Here is a 16,320-nt window from a genome sequence, read left to right on the forward strand (position 1 = left end):
CCTGTTAGATAATGCTAGCGCAGGGATGTGAAATACAAGAATGATTTTTTTCTGTATCTATGTGCAAAAGGTTCTTCCCTTTAGGTTTTACTAAAAAGGGGAGATTTTATTATGAAAAAATTATCATTAGTCGCTATGATTGAGGCAGCTTTTTTTGCAGCATTTGCCTTTACCCTTGATCTTTTACCGTCTATTAACCTATCACCATGGATCTCTATCTCAATTGCCATGGTGCCTATTTTTATCATTGCTTTCCGATGGGGCTTTAAAGTAAGTTTGTTTTCTGGATTTTTGTGGTTTAACATAACATACCAATAACCTTTGATATAACGAAAAAAAATTCTCACTTATGAAAAGAAAAGATATGTCTTGCGCTGATTTCAACAGAAACGCTAAAAGTTACATTTTTTTAAAAATCAACGCTTAAGGTTTTGAGAAAATAGCATTTATCCCTGTAAAGGAGGGATGAGGGTTGGTTTTATTCAATATACTTGATTACTCACCAATTTTTGAAGGATGGAATGCTCGGGAAGCCTTACTGCACACAAGGGATTTAGCACAGCTTGCAGACAGCCTTGGATATCATCGGTACTGGGTGGCTGAACATCATCACGTGTTTTCTGTTGCAGGAAGTACCCCGGAACTGCTGATGATGCAATTGGCTGCTTCTACAAATCGAATACGAATCGGTTCAGGCGGGATCATGCTGCGACATTATAGTCCTTATAAAGTTGCCGAAAATTTCCGGATGCTGGAGGCTTTTTATCCAAACCGAATTGATTTAGGGATAGGCAGATCTCCGGGCTATCCAATGGTTAATCGAGCGTTGAATGAAGCAAAAGATATACGGGTTTCATACGATCAGCAGGTGAAAGATCTTTATAAATACTTAACAGATAACACGGATGAAGAGCATCGCTTTAAAAAGCTAATTGCAACACCTGTTATCGATACGATTCCGCAAATATGGCTGCTTGGAAGAGGAACAGAAGGGGTAAGCATTGCTGCAGCAAATGGATCCGCCTATGCATTTGCTCATTTTGCGCCTCCCTCCAAATTGAACGGTCAGGAAATCGTCATGAATTACCGCAGTGAATTTAAACCCAGTTCTTTACTCGAAAATCCAAGAGTCATGGTCGCCGTTTTCGTGATAATCGCCGAAACGAGGGAGGAAGCAGCGGACATTGCCACTGCATTTGATTTATGGTTGCTTTCTATTGAATCTACCAACCAGCCTCCATACTATCCTTCTATTAGAACAGCCAAGGATCGTAAATTAACTATTGTTGATGAGGAAAAAATCACTCAAAATCGAACACGTGTCATTATAGGTGATCCGAAACTAGTTAAAACAGAGATAGAAAGAGTCGTTGATCTGTATCAAGCTGACGAAATAACCATTATTCCTCAATTTTATGATGCGAACAATCGAATGAAAGGAATAAAATTATTAGCAGAAGCATTTGGATTATCTGCTGAAAACATACGTAATAGAAAAAGGTCGATTGTTCCTAGGTTTAGGAATCATCGGCCTTATTTTTTATAGCAAACGATTACCTTTACTAGGGGTTAGTTGAAGAAAGAATATCTGTAAATGTTTCAAATTTCAACATTCTGCTTTAACTGAACCTTTTATTTTAATCGTATTATGTAGGAGGCTTTCCTTTATAATAAGGCTGTGTTTAAGGCCAATGTTATTTTCTGATTGAAGTGGAAGACGTGCATACTTCTGCCAGAGAAGCAAGCAGAAAAGACTCCATAATGTCATCATAATGGCTCAGGCGTAGCTATGAAAAGCGAAGTGCTTAGAACGGAAATCAACAACCACTTTTAACAGTGCTATAAAAAACCTTTCGATGTATGAGTGTTGATAGAATATAATAATATAAATAGTATCAGTTTGGAGGATCAAAAGTGTCCTACCCGATTAATGATAGTAGGTGGATGTTATGAATAGCGAGAGTATAAATACATTATTACTTGATAGGATAGGTGAAATAGAGGCTTCGTTAGGTCATGATTTTTCTCTATCCTTAGTAGAACTCGATACAATTAGGAAACAAATTCTCTCTAATCTTCAATTCTATTATTCTAAAAGTAAAGATGATCAAGATGTACAAGATTACTATCATTCTGTTCGTTCTGTTGATGATGGCCAACATTTATTTTATGAATATCATTCATTACTTAAGAAAACTCACCAACCGATTCCCTATTTTTTAAGTAAGGATCAATATTTATATTCATGGGTAGATTTGCAACCGGATGGAACGATTAAGAGTATCTATTCAGGAATTAAACGAGATCCAAAAACACTGATGAAAGAGGATTTAGTAACGATTAAAAAGAAGTATGCAGAATTTCAAATGGCTATTGAAAAACAGAATCAATCTAAAAATATAAAGGATATACAGATCAGAAAAATAGATCATGATTTTAAATTTAATACGGAGCATATGGTTCCTCAGTCTTGGTATGGGACAGCAGAACCCATGAAGGGTGATTTACATCATTTGTTTGCTTGTGATCCGGAATGTAATATAAAACGATCGAATTCCCCTTATGGAGATTTCAGTTTTTATCACCCAGAATCATTAGAAGAAAAAATTAAAAATCACTGCGGAGTGTCGTTGGATGGAAAATTTGAACCGGAATACGGAAAAGGGACCATCGCCAGAGATATGTTGTATTTTCTCATCCGTTACCCACATACCATCAAAAAATCCTTTGTGAAACAGATTAATGTACATCTACTACTGCATTGGCATGAACAATTTAATGTTACGATATACGAGAAACATCGAAATCAAGCCATTTATCAAATACAAGGAAATCGCAATCCTTTTATTGATTTTCCTGAATTAGCCCAAAAAGTGAATTTTCAATTAGGTACATCTAAAAAGATGACAGAACTAGGTGCTGGATGATGAACTAATTTTTTTCTCATTTTATCAAAAAGCCGATATCATCGCTTGTATTAATTATGTTTTACTCCGAGAAAATGGGAAATATACCGCAGAGCACAGTCGGATCCTCAACATTAAGATTTACGACAGCATCTTGATAAATGACAATGTTAAACCTTTAGAAAAAGGAGAAATCTGTACGCAGCCGAACATCATATGAAGAAATTTCATTTAGTCGGATCAACACTACTAGAAATGAAATCTTAGAAACAAGAGAACCCCATGTTTCAATCCATGGGGCGCCAGAAATTACCGAAGTATTTAATTTCTCCCGTTGCCGGTTCTGTTTTGTGAGATTCCTCTTCATCAATGACCTCATCAATAGTCTCGTCTGAATGTGGGAGCTGAATCGGGTGGGAGTCTTTAATGACGGTAATGGGTCTCATCATGTCGTGGTCTTCATGTTCGAGTAAGTGACAGTGCCAAATATAATGACCGGTAAAGTCTTTCCAGTGCATGATGACGGATGTGACATAGCCGATATCTGCTTTAAAAACGTCTTTAAACCCTGTTTCATAATCACGAGGTAATTCCATAGGCCCCATTTCGAGTATGCCTTCATTTAGATATTTATCAACGTCAAACGGTCTTCGTCCCAAAATTTTCCCCTGAATCAAGTGAATATGCATGGGGTGCGAGACGGGGGTCGTATTGATAAAATTCCAAATTTCGATGCTGTCCAAGGCTGGTTTTTCTGTACATGGATCATGATACATTCGGTTATTTTGCATCAGCATGAGTCTTCCGTATTCATCGTTTGTAGCGGTTAATGGTAAGTCCCGCTTAACATGGGCATGATGTTCATGAAGTTCCATTCCACGCGGTGCCAATTCTTCAGGAATGACGCTATTATCTTTTCCATCCAATGGGAGGCTTACTTGGAATTGCATGATCACGCTTGTATGCTCATTCGGGTCAGCGGTTTCGGTATCGTCATTCATAAGCGTAATCGTTTGCCCTTTTATGTCGGCAAAATCGATAATCAAGTCTGTTCGTTCAGCAGGGAATAATTCAATCGTTTGAACGGGATTCGGGTTGGTCAAAAATCCGCCGTCTGTTCCAATCTGAATGAATGTCTGGTTATTCGAAAGTCGTAAAATATAGCCTCTACGGTTGGAACCATTGAGAATGCGGAAACGGTATTTTCTTGGCTCTACTTGCATATACGGCCATACTTTTCCATTTACCGTAATCGTATTTCCAAGATGGCCAACGGTAATAGAAGGCGTTACAGGAGCAGGAGGGAACGGAGGCTCAGGTCCAAGTGGATAGAAAAGAGAGCCGTCTTCATTAAATGATTTATCCTGGATGATCATCGGCATTTCATATTTACCTGCTGGTAATTGCAATCTTTTTTCTAAATTATCCCGAAGTAGATAGAAACCGACAAGTCCTGCATAAACATTCAAACGTGTAAGTGCCATCGCATGGTCGTGGTACCATAGCGTTGCTGCGGGTTGGTGATTGGTATATTCATGTACTTTTCTTCTGAATTTAGGTCCCACATATTTATAATCCTGTGTATACCAGGATTCTGGGTGACCGTCACTTTCCCAGAAGACATTTGCGCCATGTACATGGGTGACCGTCCGAACCTCCGGTGAATCATTGGCAGTGTGAAGAGTGCGGTCAACTGGGAGAAAGTGTTTTTTGGGCAGTTTGTTCATATATTTGATAAAAGTACTCTTATCTTTTCGTGCCTCAATCGTAGGTCCTGGAATCAGACCGTTATATCCCCAAATCCTTGTGTAGGGGAAATCTCTGTGGAAACGGTGTTTGGCTTCTTTCATTTCTAGCTCAAAATAGGAATGGTCTGGATAATCGGGATTTTGTTTGGGTTGGGCCACTTTCGGCTTCCTCAAACGATCGACAAATTTAGGAATGGTTTCTGGATTAGCTGGGTTGACCGTTCTTTCCTTACTCATCATTGTAGATTTATCCATAGTATTTTAGTCCTCCTATAGGTGATCTACCTCATCATATTCAATCTATTAAGGGGTAGATATGACAAGTGCGGAAATATAAAAAAATGTACCTTTGTACCGTAGACAAGCTAGTGCAACATTGGGACGGTTCTGGCGTTTCACTGCATTCTAACTTTTGAAATGAGGGGGGAGCCAAAGATTTTTCGGTGATTGTGCCTTAAAAAACGAGGGTCTCCAAAAAGTCACTGGGATGAGCTCTTTTTATATCATTAAATTGTTTTTCATTGGATGACCTGTAAAAGTTTATGTTTACAACCTCATATGACCGAATTAAAAAAGTAAAGTCTTTTATAAAAATATATTTTAATAAACTTTCCTATATATAAAGGTTCGTCCCGACCTACCATTGAGAAAACTTATATATAAACGCGAAAATCGTCCTTATTTTTTATATTTATAGGTAAACTTGAAGTAATTTGTCTAAAGGTCATATATAATAAGTTCAAAACAATACAATAGGACGGTTCTGAAGTTTCATAGATTTTTTTAGTCCCTACATATGAATGCGAGGATTCGCCACTGTTTATGTTAGGTGTACAGTTGAAATGGAAGATTTTAGAAAAATTAAATTTTATCAGAATCGTACTCTTGTTTTTAATGAATTAGGAGGATATTTAAATGGAAACAAAATATTGTAAGGAATCACGAGTTGTGAGAACGAGTCGTGTATTCCCAAATGATGTAAATAATCACAATACGTTATTTGGTGGGAGATTAATGAGTGATTTGGACCAAGTGGCCTCTATTTCTGCAGCGCGTCATAGTCGCAGGGAGTGTGTCACGGCCTCAACCGATTCAGTGGACTTTTTGCATCCAGTTCGTACAACCGATTCGGTTTGTTTTGAATCATATGTAACCTGGACGGGCACATCGTCCATGGAGGTTTTTGTGAAAATTATTGCCGAAGATTTAAAAAGCGGAGAGCGCAAAATCGCTGCTACAGCCTTATTAACATTTGTTGCTCTTGACGACAATAAAAAGCCAGTAAGAGTTCCTAAAGTCATCCCGCAAACAGTGGAAGAAAAAAAGTTACATGAAACAGCACCTGAAAGAGCAAAAATTCGAAAAAATAGAAAACATAGAAGTGAAGAGTTAGCTGAGTTTATCACGACCAATCATCCTTGGAATTAAAAAAGATATGGTTCTGGAATTTCATTCTCTTAGCCTATCCTAGAGAGTACATCGTATGTTCGATTGGGGGCAGCCCCTGTTTTCAAGTATGTGCACACGAGATAGCTTCCCATGTTGACCCATGTTTTACAAGCATCGTTTGTGATATACTCTGATAGAATAATAGATACAGCAACAAAGAGGTGGCAACATGAAAGGACGAACTCATTTAACAATCGGGTTAGGGATCGGGGCAGTAGGGGCTTTTACCCAACCACTTGAAATGATGCCGATTATTTTAGCAGCATCAGGCGTGGCTTCCCTTGCTCCTGATTTGGATGGTAATAATCTATTAAATAAACGGGTAACGAAAACAGCGAAACTAATCAAAAAACGTGGGGCATTTGCAGGTGGGGCACTGATCGCACTGGCATTAGTGACCATCTTTTTAGATGCACATTATCTTTCTTTCTTAGATGACAGGTTGTTGGAGCAACAAAATAAGCTTCTTCTTTTAGGATTGGGAGCCGTTATCTTAGGCTTTTCCCTAAGAAGCCAGGAAACGTTGAAAAATATTCTGATGGTCATCATTGGCTTATTCCTTGTATGCTATGCCGCCACAAATGAGTTATGGTGGTTGGTAATGTTTGCAGTATACATAGGGGGAGTCGGTTGGTTTGCTCATCGAGGTCCAACACATACCATTTGGGCATTAATTTACTGGTGGTATATGTCCCATTTGTTAGAAGTGAGCACCGCAGTGGACGGCATCGCTCTGATTTCCACCATTGCCTATCTATCGCATCTTGTAGGAGATATGCTAACAAAAAAAGGAGTCAAATTTCTATCCCCACTCACCAATAAAGTATTCCGAATCCGCATTTGAAACATGGGGACGGTTCTGCGCGTTTCATTTTTACATTTGAAACAATGAGAACCGTCCCCCTGTTGCATTTAATAATGGAAAGGAGATGTTGTATTTATGAATAGCAACCAAAGCTTGGAGATTGTAACAATCGGGGAGGTATGTGCAAAATAATTCATGCATAGAACCTCCCAAAGGTTACGATCTAAACTTTAGGAGGAAATGAAGTTGAATACTATTAATTTGAAAAATCTAGGACTTACTAAGGATATTATACAGGAGTCTAAAATATATAAAGATCTTTTTATTGGTCGAGTGGCAACGCAATATAAAAATGTATATAAGGTAATTACCGGAAATGGTGAGATTGCTGCTGAAATCTCAGGAAAATTTCACTACGAAGTAAAAGGACTTTCTGAATATCCTGCTGTTGGAGATTTTGTTATGGTCGACAGTATCGATGATTCACAGGGTAACGGCATTATTCACCACGTACTAACACGGAAAAGTGTTTTTGCTCGTAAAGTAGCAGGTTCAACAGAAGATATTCAGATTGTCGCCACAAATATTGATACAATTTTTATTTGTATGTCAATGAACAATGATTTTAATCTTCGTAGACTAGAGCGTTATCTATCCATTGCCTGGGACAGTGGGGCGACACCAGTTATAGTCCTTACAAAATCAGATTTATGTAAGGAAATAGAGGCGAAGATTAACGAAATATCTTCTGTTGCTATAGGTGTAGAGATACTCGTTACATCAAGTACTTCCGATGAAGGGTATCAATCCTTAAAGAAGTATCTCTATAGTGGTCAGACCGTTGCGTTTATCGGCTCATCTGGAGTTGGAAAATCGACCTTAATCAATTGTTTGCTTGGTCAAGACCTTTTAGATACAAATGGGATAAGAAATGACGATAAAGGCAGACATACGACGACAAAACGTGAACTAATGTTGTTGCCGAATTTAGGCGTTGTAATAGACACTCCAGGAATGAGAGAGCTTGGAATTATTCGTGCGGATTTAACGAAATCTTTTGCTGATATTGATAAACTGGCATTCCAATGTAGATTTAACGATTGTTCTCATAGGAAAGAGCCAAACTGTGCAGTGCAAAAAGCCATTAAAGAGGGCATTTTGACAGTGGATAGGCTAGAAAGCTATTGGAAACTAAAAAAAGAAGCGAAGTATGATGGCTTGAATTCCAAAATGATCGAAAAAGAAAAAATTAGCGAAATGTTTAATGGTATGGGCGGCATGAAAAACGCTAGGAAATACATCAAACAACAAAACAGAAAAAAAGGCAGATAGTAACGCAAAGTTGCTTGTTAGATTAGGGTAACGGCTCAATATTGAGCTGTTACCCTTATTTTGGATAGAAGATGAAACATGGGGACGGTTCTGCGCGTTTCATTTTTCATTTGAAACAATGAGAACCGTCCCCTTGTTTCTAAATACATACATAATTTTCAACAGGAAGTAAAAAATAACTTTGTATTTGCTAGTTCAGAGAATTTTTAAGTACGGCATCATCGTAAAGAAATAAGTCTAAATTTGCTGATGTAGAAGGTTCTCCATCAGCGAAAATCACGAAAGGAGATACAATATGAACAAAAAAGGATTACTTATGGTTGCCAGTATGGTTTTATCTGTTCTGTTTATTGCAGGTTGTAACCAAAATGATCAGGATCCGCCACCGGAAAATAACAATGGTGTAAACGAAAACGAAGGTATAAATGAGAACAATGGTCAAACCGATCAAAATAATAATCAGGAACCAAATGTTAATGAACAAGAAAACTTGTTGAAAGATGATAATTATAACTTAGAACAACAACGAATGGAACCAGTAGAAGATGGAGACGATACAGGAAAAAAAGTCATACCACTAGGTTGAAACATGGGTCGGGTCAAAACCGGTTTCCACAATTTTTCTGATTGCGATTCTGCATGTTAATACAAAAAAACGCTCAGGGATGGTTCGATGTTCTGAAAAATAGAAGTCGCCTATAACAAGTTGGCAGGCATCTTCATCGTCTTAGAAACAAGAGCTATCCCCATTGGGCATACATCAATTTTTGTGTGGTCCAAGCAATTTTCCGATCAGAGCTATCTTTTTCATTTTTAATCGAGATTTTATATTCTCACACCCTATAATAAAGCTTAAGGAAATCCCTTCAATACTTGTAAATTCATACAACGGAAACCACTACGTTTTCATTATTCTCCAAAATTTTTTCCACATTCATTCCATTAATCTTTTTGAAATAGTGATATGAAAATAAACATGCTGTCTTCCAAAAATTAAAAGCAAATGATAAGTACGTCAAGCATTCCAACAATGGATTAAAGTGATTGTAGATTAATTCATTTTATAGGCAGGGACTAATTCTAGTATTTCATAACTCTTTCTGAAACAATGAGAACCGTCCCCTTGTTTCTTCTTAACTTAAAATTTGCAAATATTTACTTAATGATTAAACTGCATTTACATAGGTTTTATATATTTAAATAGTATTGTATTTTTTGTTCTAGAATACATCAGTTAACGAGAAATCTATTTGCAACAGAGGGGGAAGTAACGTGAAACAAAAATGGACAATGGTCTTATTCATTAGTTTATTCATGATGTTTATGGCTGCGTGTGGGAATACCGCAACGTCTACAGAAGAGGGTTCCACAGAATCTACGAACCAAGGAGAATCGGAAAATACCGATGCCAAGGTAGAAGGAACCTTGAATTTCTATACATCACAGCCTGACGCGGATGCAGCTAAATTAGTAGAAGGATTTAATGAGAAATATCCAGATGTAGAAGTTGAAATCTTCCGTTCTGGTACTGAAGAAGTGATTTCGAAGATTCAAGCTGAAAAATTAGCGGGGGATGTCCAAGCTGATGTGCTACTTGTTGCTGATGCCGTTACATTTGAAAGCCTGAAAGAAGAGGACATGCTTGCAGCCTATGAATCCAAGGAGGCTGAGGGCATTCCTGATGAATTCGTGGATCCAGACGGCATGTATTATGGAACAAAAGTCATGACGACTGGAATTGCTGTAAATACAGAAAACGTAAAAGAGTTACCAACGAGCTGGGACGTTCTAACAGCTGAAGACTCTAAGGGGAAAATTATTATGCCAAGTCCGTTATATTCTGGCGCGGCAGCCTATAACCTTGGGGTTTTAACTCGCCAAGATAACTTTGGCTGGGAATTCTATGAGAAAATTCAAGCTAACGATGTACAAGTAACAAAAGGAAACGGGGATGTGTTAAAAGGAGTAGCAGGCGGCGAGAAGGATTATGGGATGATTGTTGATTATCTTGTTGCGCGTGCGGCACAAGAAGGCTCTCCTGTTGCGTTTGTTTACCCATCAGAAGGGGTTCCAGTTATTACAGAACCAATTGGAATTATGAATGGCACTGATAATGAAGCAGCTGCGCAAAGCTTTGTTGACTACGTTTTATCAGAAGAAGGACAAGAATTAGCAGCTGAACTTGGCTACTCACCAATCCGTGAAGGAGTAGAAGCTCCTGAAGGGTTAAAGACAATTGAAGAATTAACCGTTATTTCGGCTGATATGAAAGAGCTGTACAAAGCAAGAGAAGATGACAAAAAGAAATTTGAAGAAATGACGGCACAATAATCAATTTTAGTATTGACAGCAAAGGAAGTGGACATATGATTCCACAGCATCTACAAACGGAAAGGAAAACGAGTAGGTCATACTCGTTTTCCTTTTCTTCATTCTTTAGAAGCTGCTATGGATTAGTAGGTTTTGTTCTCATCGTTTTTCTATTTATATTGCCGATTATCCGGTTGGTCTGGCTAAGCATTTCTTCTGAAGATGGACTAAGCTTAGCGATGTATGAAGAGGTTTTATCAAATCCTATTACGTGGAAAACGGTGCAAAGTACCGTCATCATTACGGTGATCAGTACGCTGATTGCACTTGTAGTGGGCGTTTTATTGGCATGGATTATGGCCTATGTCAATATTAGAGGGAAAAAGTGGATCCAATTATTAATCTTTCTGCCATTTATTATCCCATCCTACATCACAACGCTTGCCTGGGTTCAATTTCTTGGAAAAAATGGACCGATTCAAGCGATATTTGAGCTTTTATCGATTGAGGCTCCTAATTTGAATCTGTATAGTATGGAAGGCATTATCTTTATGTTAGGAATCACTCATTTTCCACTTGTCTATTTATTCAGTGTGGCGATTTTTCGGAAAATACCAAGAGAACTTCAGGATGCCGCAAAGGTAGGGGGAGCTTCAAACGGAACGATTTTTCGGAAAATTGTACTCCCGATGGCACTACCAGGAATTGCCGGTGGGGGATTACTCGCTTTTCTATCCAGTTTAGATAACTTTGGCATTCCAGCCTTTTTAGGAATCCCGGCGAATATTCGCGTGCTAAGTACGTATATTTATGAGCAGGTGATTGGGTATGGACCAAGCGCATTTGCAAGGGCTTCTGTTCTGTCTGTTTTGCTCGGAGTGATTGCTATTATTGGAACGATTGTTCAATGGGTCATTGTGCGAAAAAGTAAAGTAAACGAAACGACGAAAATGGAAATGGAGCCGCGTTATTTTTTATCGAATCGCAAACGTCTTACCGTCGAATGTTGCCTCTGGGGGTTTATCCTTTTAACAAGTTTCATCCCTTTTCTAACGATGGGTGCCACATCGTTCATCAAAGCCTATGGTTTACCGTTAAAATGGGAAAACCTCTCATTAAAGAATTATCGATTCATTTTGTTTGAAGACCAAAAAGTCATGAATGCAGTAGGAAATAGTTTATTACTGGCTTCAGTAACGTTGCTTTGCTGTCTCATCATCGGAACAGCGATTGCATATATTCGCTTTAAAAAGCCTTCGTTTCTCATAAAGGTAACAGAAGTTCTGGTTACAATTCCATATGCTCTTCCAGGTACTGTTTTTGCCTTATCGATCATTTTAATGTGGCTTCAGCCTATTCCCGGCTGGCAACCAGGTATATATGGGACGATATGGATTTTACTCATTGCGTATGTGACAAGATTTACGATCTTACAAGTTCGTGGCAGTGCTGCGGCATTCTCGCAATTAGATCCTTCCATGGAAGAAGCTGCACGTGTGTCTGGCGCAAGAGTGTGGGTGAAATGGCAAAAAATCCTCATGCCATTGTTATTACCTGGCGTCATGGGCGGTGCCTTGCTTGTCTTTCTTACGGCATTAACCGAATTAACGGTTTCAAGTTTACTGTGGTCAAGCGGCTCTGAAACGATTGGCGTTGTGATCTTTAGTTATGAACAAGGTGGGTTTAGCACTCATTCAACGGCGTTTTCGAGCATCATTGTTCTCGCAATTCTGCTGGCTGGGATCCTCTATATAATTGTTAATAAAATGTGGGAAAAAAGGGTGATCAAAACAGATGATACAACTTCAAGAAATCAGTAAACAATACGGCGATTTTACTGCCTTAAAAAATATTAATCTTCAATTACAGGAAAATGAATTTGTCGCCATCCTTGGACCATCCGGATGTGGGAAAACGACATTGTTGAAGCTTTTAGCAGGGTTTATGCAGCCATCATCAGGGCAGATCCTGTTGGATGGGCAATTGATTGCGTCTGATAAAACATTAATTCCTCCTGAAAAACGAAATATCAGTATGGTGTTTCAATCCCATGCGCTTTGGCCACATATGACTGTTGAGGAACATGTTTATTTTCCATTGAAGCATCATCATTACGGGAAAATATTGGACAAATCTGCACAAGATGCAGTTGTCAACCAAGTGTTGGAAATGGTAGGTTTAGAAAAGTTAAGGAAACGCTACCCATCCGAACTATCTGGAGGTCAAAGGCAAAGAGTGTCTCTTGCTCGAGCAATTGCACCAAAACCAAATCTTTTATTAATGGATGAGCCACTTAGTGCCTTAGATGCTGAATTAAGAATGGAAATGAGAAAGGAAATTCAACGAATCCATCGTCAATTAGGGACGACGATTGTGTTTGTCACCCATGATCAAGGAGAGGCACTCGCGATGGCTGATCGAATTGTCGTAATGAATCATGGGGAAATCCAACAAGTCGATCCACCGGAAATTCTCTACAGTAAGCCTAAATCGATCTTTGTATCAACTTTTGTAGGAAAAAGCACTATCATCAAGGGGAAGTGGGTGTCAGAGGCTACCTTTGTTCCAGACGAATTTCCAGGAGTCTCATGGAAGGATATCGGTATTCCTCCAGAGCTGAAAGAGCAACAAGTTTTCCCTGTAAGACCAGAACAATGGACAATAGACCATCCAGCACAGAATGAAATCATAGGAGAAGTCCAATACTCACAATTCCAAGGAAACGAAATCCACTATAGCATCTTAATCAAAGAACGCAATATCAACGTAACAACCTCCGCAACCCAAAAACGGTACAAACCAGGAGAAAAAGTAAGTTTGAAGATTTAAAACAACGGTTCTATTGTTTCACCGCATTTGAAACAGGGGGACGGTTCTGGGTGTTTCACCGTATTATTTCAATTTGAAACGCGAGAACCGTCCCTTTGTTTCTTAACTGATAATAGGCATATACACACTTAACGGGGTACAAGTTGAATATATAGTTTCATTTGAATAGGATGGTGTAGAAATCAAAAAAGGAGTGCCTTTATGTATCCATATCATTTTCATGCCGATTATTATCATCCGTATGACCCAACAAGTGAAACAACTTATTATTCTGAATATGATGTTCCTGAGTTTTTTGATGATCGATCATTCCCGTCTTTCCCTTCACCAGGAGGACCAATGGGACCACCACCTGGACCACCCGGATTCCCTGGGCAAGGCGGGGGACAAGGAGCCCAATCAGGACCTCCGAGTGCACCACCACCAACCTTTGTTCCAGCACAAACTCAACAACAGCAAGCTGGAACCTTTGCTGTGGATCCTGGCAGCATTCGTGGATGTTTATTTAGATATACCTATATATGGCTAAGAAATCGTGAACAATTCTGGTTCTATCCAACTTTTGTAGGTCGAACATCTGTATCAGGATGGCGTTGGACCGGTTATAGATGGGTGTTTTTTGGAACTAGTTTGAGGCAAGTTCAATCATTTACTTGTGTTTAAACGGGAAAAACAAGCAGTGAGACAAGGAGTCTGTACTTCTTCTACTAATATATGAATTTAGGGAGATTTTTAAAAAGCGGTCAAACAGTAGGGAGGCGGTTCTGTGTTATTCGCACTAGTACCAAATCTATTGAAACCCGAGAACAGACCTCATGTTTCATTTTTTAAAATAAAGCACATTGAGCGAGATTAATTGCTTAATGTGCTTTTTTGATTTTATTTCTACCGGTACGAAACAGAGTTCGGTTCTGCCGTTTAGCCACATTTTTACTTATTTAAACATGAGAATGGTGACCTTATTTGACTGCTGATATTTTTTCATCAAGTACAGGGTTGTCAAAACTCTTGATATTAACCAAATTGCTGAAAACACTGTTAATTGTTTCAATTTTTTAATTGGGGCAAGGAACCCTCTGTCTCACTGTACGATTCGTATGAATGAGGACTTGTAATTCCGACTGGTTGTGTTGTGGTCAGAATTTTCGGAATGTTCTATTATATAAACTACAGAAAGAGCCATTTTTCTCATAATGATGGGTCTTTAAGGGGAGTCATCAGAATGAACAATTTGACAAGGTGGGGTGGAAATAGCTACACAGATCATTCAATAAAAAAGTGTAAAAATGCATATTGCTTAACCTTATCATTTTCACAAAGGAAGATGGTAATCCGTTAAAACCCAGTTGTAATATTACTTCACAACTAAATAACAACTATATCCAAGGGGGTACCAAAACAATGAAAAAAGTTTTAAGTAGATTTTCCCTAATTTTATTAGTCATATTCTTGGCAGCTTGTTCTTCTGATTCTACCTCTTCCTCATCAGAAAGCTCAGGGGATAGCATCACCATTAATGCTGTAAGTTTCTTACCAAAAGATGATCCATTGGTTCAACCTCTCAATGAATATGTCAAAATGGTCGAAGAAGCCACAAATGGTGAAGTTAAAATTAATTGGCGCGGCGGTGCTGATATTATCCCGGTCGGAGAGCAAGCAAATGCTGTCCAAACGGGTGTTATTGATATGGTAATTGCTGCTCACACAGGTCAATATGAATCGCAAAACCGTGCTGTTCAAGCGATGCCTCTTTCTAAATTAGAACCATGGGAAGAAAGAGAAAGCGGTTTCTATGAAGCAATGGTAGATGCTCATAAAAAGATTGATTTAGTTTACCTAGGACGATGGTTGAATACTTCTCCACAAATTTGGTTAAATGAACCAATTAGCAGTTTAGCAGATTTAAAAAATAAAAAGATAAGAGCTACAGGAAACTACACTCGTTATTTCGATAGTTTAGGAATCAAAACCGTTATTATTGATCCAGGTGAGGTATATACATCTCTTCAAACAGGCGTAGTGGAAGGGTTTGCGTTTGGCGGATTAAGTGGTCCTCATAAAAATGGATGGACCGATTCATCTAAATATGTATTAGATCATCCATTTTGGAATGCGAACTGTGCCATTATTATGAATCCAGATAAATGGGATTCACTCTCAGAAGAACAACAAAAAGCCATTCAAACAGCCACTGCAGAATTTGAACGTTATATGGTCGATTACCATACGGAAGCTGAACAAAAAGAAAGAGAAGTGTTAGCTGAAGCTGGAGTTGAATTTATTACATTACCAGAGGAAGATGCGAAAGAAATGATAGATAAAGCCTATGATGTAGAGTGGGATTATCTAAAGTCTGAAATTCCAGATGAAGTGGAGAACCTACGCAAATTAAGCGAATAAAGGGTGAATGAGTAATGATAAAAGAGAAAAAGAATGTGCTAGACCGATTGTTTGATGGTTGCCTAGCGATCGTAAATGTACTCATGTCCCTTTTAATCGTCATTGTAATTCTAGATGTTATCATGACATATTTCTTCAATGCCCCCCTACAGTGGGCATTGGAGGTTTCTGAATATGCGCTAGCTTTTATAGCCTTTTTAGGAGCGGGTTGGCTGATGAGAGAGGAAGGACATTTGCGATTTGAAATGGTACTAGAGAAATTACCGAAGAAAATAAGATCGTTTCTCGAAATATTTGTTTCTATTATATGTCTCCTTGTTTCTTTAGTAATTGTGTGGTCAGGTATTGAGGTGGTTATCAGTCTTTATGAAAAAGGAGCACTATTTGAATCTGTCCTACAATGGCCAAGATGGATTTTTATCGCTTCTATACCAGTTGGATTTGCCTTGCTTGCCATACAGTTGATTCGTCGCTCTATCCAGCATATAACAAATTTCAAAGCTTTGTTAAAGAGCTAAACAAACAAGTGAGTGGGGGTTAG

Annotated in this window: 13 protein-coding genes and 1 pseudogene; 13 read left to right on the plus strand and 1 reads right to left on the minus strand. The window is 38.5% G+C overall.

Annotation, left to right across the window (positions count from 1 at the left end; translation table 11 throughout):
• Positions 1-111: 111 nt before the first annotated feature.
• The 3 genes and pseudogenes from Q5760_RS11870 to Q5760_RS11880 all read left to right on the plus strand — a co-directional run.
• A pseudogene (locus tag Q5760_RS11870) lies at positions 112-297 on the plus strand (energy-coupled thiamine transporter ThiT); the annotation flags it as partial.
• A 175-nt stretch (positions 298-472) separates the two neighbouring features.
• Positions 473-1,546: an LLM class flavin-dependent oxidoreductase gene (locus Q5760_RS11875; RefSeq protein WP_428912364.1), complete on the plus strand. Its 1,074-nt coding sequence runs from the start codon at positions 473-475 to the stop codon at positions 1,544-1,546.
• Positions 1,547-1,949: 403 nt separating this feature from the next.
• Positions 1,950-2,927: an endonuclease I family protein gene (locus Q5760_RS11880; RefSeq protein ID WP_428912365.1), complete on the plus strand. Its 978-nt coding sequence runs from the start codon at positions 1,950-1,952 to the stop codon at positions 2,925-2,927.
• A 266-nt stretch (positions 2,928-3,193) separates the two neighbouring features.
• On the opposite strand, the gene Q5760_RS11885 is transcribed toward Q5760_RS11880, so the two are convergent.
• The gene (locus Q5760_RS11885) at positions 3,194-4,909 is read right to left on the minus strand and encodes a multicopper oxidase family protein (protein ID WP_428912366.1); all 1,716 of its coding nucleotides are present in this window, start codon (positions 4,907-4,909) and stop codon (positions 3,194-3,196) included.
• Between the two features lie 660 nt (positions 4,910-5,569).
• Between Q5760_RS11885 and Q5760_RS11890 the strand changes: the two genes are divergently transcribed.
• From Q5760_RS11890 to Q5760_RS11935, 10 genes are all read left to right on the plus strand, one after another.
• Positions 5,570-6,082, plus strand: coding sequence for an acyl-CoA thioesterase (locus Q5760_RS11890; protein ID WP_428912367.1), 513 nt, complete (start codon positions 5,570-5,572; stop codon positions 6,080-6,082).
• 190 nt (positions 6,083-6,272) lie between these two features.
• Positions 6,273-6,947, plus strand: coding sequence for a metal-dependent hydrolase (locus Q5760_RS11895; protein WP_428912368.1), 675 nt, complete (start codon positions 6,273-6,275; stop codon positions 6,945-6,947).
• A 201-nt stretch (positions 6,948-7,148) separates the two neighbouring features.
• On the plus strand, positions 7,149-8,240 hold the full coding sequence (gene rsgA / locus Q5760_RS11900) for a ribosome small subunit-dependent GTPase A (RefSeq protein ID WP_428912369.1): 1,092 nt from the start codon (positions 7,149-7,151) through the stop codon (positions 8,238-8,240).
• Positions 8,241-8,535: 295 nt separating this feature from the next.
• Positions 8,536-8,826: a hypothetical protein gene (locus Q5760_RS11905; RefSeq protein WP_428912370.1), complete on the plus strand. Its 291-nt coding sequence runs from the start codon at positions 8,536-8,538 to the stop codon at positions 8,824-8,826.
• Positions 8,827-9,530: 704 nt separating this feature from the next.
• The gene (locus Q5760_RS11910; RefSeq protein WP_428912559.1) at positions 9,531-10,571 is read left to right on the plus strand and encodes an ABC transporter substrate-binding protein; all 1,041 of its coding nucleotides are present in this window, start codon (positions 9,531-9,533) and stop codon (positions 10,569-10,571) included.
• A 35-nt stretch (positions 10,572-10,606) separates the two neighbouring features.
• Positions 10,607-12,370 carry an ABC transporter permease gene (locus Q5760_RS11915; RefSeq protein WP_428912371.1) on the plus strand — a complete coding sequence of 588 codons (1,764 nt, stop codon included), beginning with the start codon at positions 10,607-10,609 and terminating at the stop codon, positions 12,368-12,370.
• Positions 12,345-13,379 (plus strand): ABC transporter ATP-binding protein, encoded by a 1,035-nt coding sequence (locus tag Q5760_RS11920; protein WP_428912372.1) that lies wholly within the window; start codon positions 12,345-12,347, stop codon positions 13,377-13,379. Before Q5760_RS11915 ends, Q5760_RS11920 begins: the two co-directional genes overlap by 26 nt.
• A 201-nt stretch (positions 13,380-13,580) precedes the next feature.
• Positions 13,581-14,042, plus strand: coding sequence for a hypothetical protein (locus Q5760_RS11925; protein WP_428912373.1), 462 nt, complete (start codon positions 13,581-13,583; stop codon positions 14,040-14,042).
• A gap of 738 nt (positions 14,043-14,780) precedes the next feature.
• A complete protein-coding gene (dctP, locus tag Q5760_RS11930; RefSeq protein WP_428912374.1) occupies positions 14,781-15,779 on the plus strand; it encodes a TRAP transporter substrate-binding protein DctP in 999 nt (332 codons plus the stop codon).
• Positions 15,780-15,793: 14 nt separating this feature from the next.
• Entirely contained in the window at positions 15,794-16,297 is a 504-nt protein-coding gene (locus Q5760_RS11935) for a TRAP transporter small permease (protein ID WP_428912375.1), read from the plus strand.
• Positions 16,298-16,320 lie beyond the last annotated feature (23 nt).

The organism is Niallia sp. Kr1, assembly GCF_050389805.1.
Classification (GTDB): domain Bacteria; phylum Bacillota; class Bacilli; order Bacillales; family Cytobacillaceae; genus Bacillus_BD.